The 6,244-nt window shown below is 64.6% G+C and carries 8 protein-coding genes; 7 read left to right on the forward strand and 1 reads right to left on the reverse strand.

The window, feature by feature from the left end; all coding sequences use genetic code 11:
• Window positions 1-69: 69 nt before the first annotated feature.
• From ispH to A7A09_RS13030, 5 genes are all read left to right on the forward strand, one after another.
• Window positions 70-1,026, forward strand: a complete 957-nt coding sequence (gene ispH / locus A7A09_RS13010; protein WP_106691795.1) for a 4-hydroxy-3-methylbut-2-enyl diphosphate reductase — start codon at window positions 70-72, stop codon at window positions 1,024-1,026.
• A gap of 73 nt (window positions 1,027-1,099) precedes the next feature.
• Entirely contained in the window at window positions 1,100-1,705 is a 606-nt protein-coding gene (locus A7A09_RS13015) for a glutathione S-transferase family protein (protein ID WP_245999328.1), read from the forward strand.
• Entirely contained in the window at window positions 1,702-2,304 is a 603-nt protein-coding gene (locus tag A7A09_RS13020; protein ID WP_106691796.1) for a LysE family translocator, read from the forward strand. The genes A7A09_RS13015 and A7A09_RS13020 overlap by 4 nt, the downstream gene beginning before the upstream one ends.
• On the forward strand, window positions 2,301-2,750 hold the full coding sequence (rnhA, locus tag A7A09_RS13025) for a ribonuclease HI (RefSeq protein ID WP_106691797.1): 450 nt from the start codon (window positions 2,301-2,303) through the stop codon (window positions 2,748-2,750). The genes A7A09_RS13020 and rnhA overlap by 4 nt, the downstream gene beginning before the upstream one ends.
• Complete coding sequence (locus A7A09_RS13030; RefSeq protein WP_106691798.1) at window positions 2,747-3,385, forward strand: trimeric intracellular cation channel family protein; 639 nt, start codon at window positions 2,747-2,749, stop codon at window positions 3,383-3,385. The genes rnhA and A7A09_RS13030 overlap by 4 nt, the downstream gene beginning before the upstream one ends.
• Window positions 3,386-3,717: 332 nt before the next feature.
• Here the strand turns inward: A7A09_RS13030 and A7A09_RS13035 are convergent, their stop codons facing one another.
• On the reverse strand, window positions 3,718-4,473 hold the full coding sequence (locus A7A09_RS13035) for a GNAT family N-acetyltransferase (protein WP_106691822.1): 756 nt from the start codon (window positions 4,471-4,473) through the stop codon (window positions 3,718-3,720).
• Window positions 4,474-4,672: 199 nt separating this feature from the next.
• Between A7A09_RS13035 and ndk the strand changes: the two genes are divergently transcribed.
• Both ndk and fabD read left to right on the forward strand, forming a co-directional pair.
• A complete protein-coding gene (ndk, locus tag A7A09_RS13040; RefSeq protein WP_106691799.1) occupies window positions 4,673-5,095 on the forward strand; it encodes a nucleoside-diphosphate kinase in 423 nt (140 codons plus the stop codon).
• A 147-nt stretch (window positions 5,096-5,242) separates the two neighbouring features.
• Window positions 5,243-6,169: an ACP S-malonyltransferase gene (gene fabD / locus A7A09_RS13045; protein WP_106691800.1), complete on the forward strand. Its 927-nt coding sequence runs from the start codon at window positions 5,243-5,245 to the stop codon at window positions 6,167-6,169.
• The last annotated feature ends 75 nt before the right edge of the window (window positions 6,170-6,244 follow it).

The following is a 6,244-nucleotide window of genomic DNA, read 5'->3' on the forward strand; positions in this document are numbered from 1 at the left end:
GGTATCGATATGCGGGATGTAAACGCGCTGTGTCTGGACGATGCATCATGGTCACGTTAGGGCAGGGATATGGAACATGCAAAACCGCCTTTGACACTCTTTCTCGCCGCGCCACGCGGCTTTTGCGCCGGCGTGGATCGCGCCATCAAGATCGTCGAGATGGCACTGCAGAAATGGGGCGCGCCGGTCTATGTCCGGCATGAGATCGTACATAACAAATATGTCGTCGATTCATTGCGGGCGCAGGGGGCTGTCTTTGTCGAGGAATTGGAAGAATGTCCCGACGACCGGCCTGTGATCTTTTCGGCGCATGGCGTCCCCAGGTCGGTCCCGGCCGAGGCCCGGCGGCGCGACATGGTCTTTGTGGACGCGACTTGTCCGCTGGTCAGCAAGGTGCATATGGAGGCGGCGCGCCATCATGCCGACGGCCTGCAACTGGTCATGATCGGCCATGCCGGTCATCCGGAGGTGCTGGGCACGATGGGGCAATTGCCCGAGGGTGAGGTCATCCTGGTTGAAACGGTCGATGATGTCGCCCGGATGTGTCCCCGCGATCCGGCCCGGCTGGCCTTCATCACGCAGACGACCCTGTCGGTCGATGACACCGCAGCGATCGTCGCCGCCCTGCAGGCACGATTCCCGGAAATTGTCGGCCCGGCGAAAGAGGATATCTGCTATGCGACCACCAACCGTCAGGCGGCGGTCAAGGCGATCGCGCCGCGGATCGAGGCCCTGCTCGTGATCGGTGCACAGAATTCGAGCAATTCCAAGCGCTTGGTCGAGGTCGGGCGTGCGGAAGGTTGCAATTATTCGCAACTGGTGATGCGGGCCGATCAGATCGACTGGCGCGCGATCGAAGGCGTTCGTCATGTCGGGGTGACGGCGGGGGCAAGCGCGCCCGAGGTGCTGATCGACGAGGTGATCGACGCCTTTCGGGCCCGCTATGAGGTCACCGTCGAGATCGTCGAGACGGCACAGGAAAATATCGAGTTCAAGGTGCCGCGCGTGTTGCGGCAGATCGCGTGAGTGTGGGCGCGGTTCCCGCCAGGCCTGTCCGGCCGGGTTTCGTCGAGTTCTCGGGGACATGGAAGAAGGGGCGATGATGCGGCTTTATTCGATGCCCTCGTCGGGCAATAGCTACAAGATCCGGCTTCTGCTGGCGCTGACGGGGCGCGACGCCGAGGTGATCGATTGCGAAAACGGCTCGGAGGCGCTGGCGCGAGCCAAGGCCGAGGCGGCGCTGCCTTTTGGCAAGGTACCGGCGCTCGTGCTCGATGACGGGCGAAAGCTGGGAGAATCCGACGCGATCCTGTGGTATCTGGGCGAGGGAACCTCCTTTATCCCGAGTGATCCGGTCGAGCGGGCGCAAATGCTGGGCTGGATGTTCTGGGAGCAATACAACCATGAGCCTGTCATCGCGGTTCGCCAGGCGCTGCTGTGCTATCCTCATCGGGCGTCAGATGCTACGCCTGAAAACCTGGCCGAGTTGCTGGAACGGGGGCACGCGGTATTGCAGGTGATGGAGGATCGGCTTGCCGTGCATGACTGGCTTCTGGGCGGGGCCAGCTTGGCTGACCTGTGCCTTTACGCCTACACCCACAGCGCGGGAACCCGCGGGGGATTCGAGATGGGCCGCTTTCCCGCGATCACGGCCTGGTTGCGCCGGATAGAGGCGATGCCCGGATATGTGAGGCTGGATCAATGAACCCCGAATATCTGCTCACTGCCTTCATCGTTTGCGTCGTGCCGGGGCTGGGGGTGATCTACACGCTCTCCTCGACATTGGGTGGGGGCATGCGGGCCGGGCTCTGGGCGGCGCTCGGCTGCACGATCGCGACGGTCATGCATATGCTGGTCGCGATGGCCGGGCTGGCGGCATTGCTGCATGCCAGCGCCGTGCTGTTCCAGGTGGTGAAATTCGCAGGTGTCGCCTATCTGCTCTGGATGGCTTGGGGCGCCCTGCAAGGCTCGGGCGGATTGCAATTCGGCGCCGGGAGGCCGATGCCCGCCGGGCGGCTGGTCTGGCGCGGGATCATGCTCAACCTGCTCAACCCCAAGTTGCCGATCTTCTTCATGGCGTTTCTGCCGCAATTTCTGCCCGCCGGGGCCGGGTTGGGGGCGCTGGTTGAACTGGGTCTCGGCTTCACCGGAATGACATTCGCGGTGTTCGCCATCTATGCGGGATTGGCGGCGAGCGGGCGTGACGCCCTGCTGGCCTCGGAGCGTGCGATGCGCTGGATGCGGCGTATCTTCGCGGCGTCCTTCGCGATGCTGGGCCTGAAGCTGGCGGTGAGCCGGGCGTGACAAAGTTGTTTGCATGGACGGATGGGGCGTGCAGCGGCAATCCCGGTCCCGGTGGCTGGGGCGTTCTGATGCGCGCCATGGATGGCGAACGGATCGTGAAAGAGCGGGAATTGCAGGGCGGGGAAGCCGAGACGACCAATAACCGCATGGAACTGATGGCCGCGATCTCGGCATTGGAGACTTTGACGCGGCCAAGCGAAATCACCATCACGACTGACAGTGCCTATGTGAAAAACGGTGTCAGCCAGTGGATTCATGGCTGGAAGAAGAACGGGTGGCGCACGGCCGGGAGGAAGCCGGTCAAGAATATCGAACTCTGGCAGCGGCTTGACGAGGCCCGGTCGCGGCACAAGGTCGAATGGTGCTGGATCAAGGGCCATGCAGGTCATGCCGAGAATGAGCGGGCGGACAAGCTTGCACGTGCCGGGATGGCTCCGTTCAAATGAGCTTTGCGGGGCTGCTTGTCGCGCTGGATTATGGCTCGGTGCTGATCTTCGCGCTGACCGGGGCGCTGGTGGCCAGCCGGGCGCAGCTCGATCCGGTCGGGTTCATCTTCATGGCAGCGCTGACGGCGGTGGGTGGCGGCACCTTGCGCGACCTGATCCTTGGGCGCGAGACGGTGTTCTGGGTCGAACAGCCGGCCTATATCCTGATCGCCGCCGGCGCTGCCCTGCTGGTTTTCTGGACCGCGCATCTGTTCGAGAGCCGTTACCGGTTGCTGGTCTGGCTGGACAGCGTGGCGCTGGCCGTGGCCGTCGCCGCCGGGGTGGGCGTGGCGATGGAAGAGGGGCATGGGCCCGTCATCATTGTCATCATGGGCATCGTGACCGGCACGTTCGGCGGGCTCATGCGCGATGTCGTCGGCAATGAGGTGCCGCTGGTGCTCAAGCAGGGACAGCTTTACCTGACCGCGGCCTTTGGGGGCGCGCTGATGGCGGCGGCGATGGATTGGCTGGAATTCCAGCGCGGGGAAGCCCTGATCGCCTGCGCCACACTCGTTTGGGTGCTGCGCGCGGGAAGCCTGATCTGGGGCTGGAAGCTGCCGGTCTACCGGCCACGTCCTCCCCGGATGCGGGGTTAGCATATAGGCAGAGGACGGGCGAGATGGCGAAACGCTGCGGTAGCCTGCGTTGCATCGGAACCGCCACGCAACACGCACCCGGCTCCTCTCGGAAATGGCGGGAATTTGCCGTCACAGCCCGCATGCACGCGCTGCGTGGTCATCGGCCGCCATTCATGCCGAAACCGGGGCATTCCATGCGAAAGGCCCGGATCGACGCATCCAAGTTCAGTATGAAAAACATACTAAAACGGTTGCGATCATGCCGACTCGCCGCTTCTTCTTCATGAAAATATCCCGGGGTCCGAGGCAGAGCCCCGGCCATCGCGGGACGCAAACCCGCCGATGCGCCGCTATCCCGCGACCGCGCGCAAGAGCCGCTTGCGGGCCGGCGGGATGGCGCGGATCTCGACGCCGGTAAAGACATGCATGGTCCGCAGCGAGGAATCCACCACGGCGTGATCGCTAACCCAACCGCCCATGGCCAGGTAGCTACGCAAGAGCGGCGGCATCGCGGCCATCGCCCGCTTGGGGTCGGGCTTGCGCAGCCGCAGGGCGCGGGCGAAGCGGAAGACCTTCGGCGCCTTGACCCGCGGCAGCCAGCGCCGGGGGGCGAGATGGCGCTCCTTGAGCATGGCGAATGCCTCGGCATGTTCCTCGGGCTCGGTGCCGGTAAAGCTGGAGCAGCCGAACAGCATCTCGATCCCGGCCTCGTCGACGAAGCGGGTCATGGCCGCCCATGCGATCCGCAGGATATTCGGATCGCGGGCCTCGGGATGGATGCAGAAGCGGCCCATCTCGACCATCGGACCGTCGAAATCCGCCAATGCGTCGAGATCGTAGAACTGGGCCGAATAGCTGCGGGCTATTTCCGATCCGCCCGAAAGGGGCAGGAAGCGGAAACAGCACAGGAGTTGTCCGGTCGCCATGTCCTCGACCAGCATGTGGCGGCATTCCGCGTCGAGTGCGTCGCTGTCGATCTGGTCGCCGCCGTCGCCCGCTTCGTTGCGGGCGATGAAGCACAGCCAGCGCAGGCGCTGCGCTGCGCGGATATCCTCGGGCGTTTCGGCCAGTCTCGCCTGATACTGGCCCTTGCGGAATGGTTGCATGTCGGCGCCGCCTTTGCTTGCCACGCGGATCAACTACCTCAATGTTGTATCGGTTTCACGAAAGCGCAATGGGGCGGCGATTTTTTGTACCCCGGCCGGACTGGCGGGCGCGTAGTCTTGCCGGTCAGAAGGAAGCCTGATAACCGGACGCGGATCTCATTCATGGCGGGCACAGCCTGCCGCAGACAAAGGTATATCCATGGCCACCGAACGCACCCTGTCGATCATCAAGCCCGACGCCACCAAGCGCAACCTGACCGGCAAGATCAACGCCAAATTCGAAGAGGCGGGCCTGCGCATCGTCGCACAAAAGCGCATCAAGCTGTCGCCCGAACAGGCCGGCAAGTTCTACGAGGTCCACAAGGAACGCCCCTTCTATGGCGAATTGGTGGAGTTCATGGCCTCGGAGCCGGTCGTGGTGCAGGTGCTGGAAGGCGAGAACGCCATTGCCAGGAACCGCGACGTGATGGGCGCGACCAATCCGGCCGATGCTGCCGAGGGCACGATCCGCAAGGAATTCGCCCTGTCGGTCGGCGAGAACTCGGTCCACGGCTCGGATGCGCCGGAAACCGCCGCGCAGGAAATCGCGTTCTTCTTTTCGGGGCTGGAACTGGTCGGCTGATCGGTTCTCACGGCTCAGAATTCGGAAAAGGGGGCCTTCGGGGCCCCCTTTTTCATTGCGGCAGCCGCGCTCCTGTTGCCCACGAGTTGCGGCAATGCCCCACGCGCGCTATGCCGGAGCATAAGGAAAACAATTCTGGGGGTTGAGATGCGGGCATTTGTGTTTCCGGGGCAGGGTGCGCAAACCGTGGGCATGGGACGCGAACTGGCCGAGGCCTATCCGGCGGCGCGCGAGGTCTTCGCCGAGGTGGACGAGGCGCTTGGCGAGAAATTGTCGGCGCTGATCTGGGAGGGCGATATCGAGACGCTGACGCTGACGCAGAACGCGCAGCCGGCGCTGATGGCGGCCTCGATGGCGGCATTCCGGGCGATGGAGGCCGAGGGGATCGGTATTTCCGCGGCCAGCTATGTTGCCGGGCATTCCCTGGGCGAATATTCGGCGCTCTGCGCGGCGGGTGCGCTGACACTGGCCGATACGGCGCAGCTCTTGCGCCTGCGCGGACGGGCCATGCAGGAGGCGGTGCCGGTCGGGCAGGGCGCGATGGCGGCGATCCTTGGGCTCGATTTCGAAACTGTGGACCGGATCGCGCGCGAGGCGGCGGGCGACGAGGTCGTGCAGGCCGCCAATGACAATGATCCGGCGCAGGTGGTGATCTCGGGCCACAAGGAGGCGGTGGAGCGGGCCGCCGCCGCCGCGAAGGAGGCCGGGGCGAAGCGGGCGCTGATGCTGCCGGTATCCGCACCCTTCCATTCGGTGCTGATGCAGCCTGCCGCCGCGGTCATGGCGGATGCACTGGCCGGGGTGGATATCCAGTCGCCTGCCGTGCCGCTGATCGCCAATGTCCGCGCCGAACCGGTGACCGAGCCCGGTGCGATCCGGCGGTTGCTGGTCGAGCAGGTGACCGGCACGGTCCGCTGGCGCGAATCGGTGGCGCATCTGGCCGAGGCGGGCGTGACCGAGTTCTGGGAGATCGGTGCGGGCAAGGCGCTGTCGGGCATGATCAAGCGGATTTCGCGCGAGGCGGTGGTGAAGAATGTCGGCGTTCCGGCGGATATCGCGGCGTTGAAGGGGTAAGACGGGCCGGGGGTATTTTCCGGGGGCGCTTCGCCCCCCGGACCCCCCAGAGGATATTTGAATGAAGAAGAAGAG

Source organism: Paracoccus methylarcula (assembly GCF_003007735.2).
GTDB lineage: Bacteria > Pseudomonadota > Alphaproteobacteria > Rhodobacterales > Rhodobacteraceae > Paracoccus > Paracoccus methylarcula.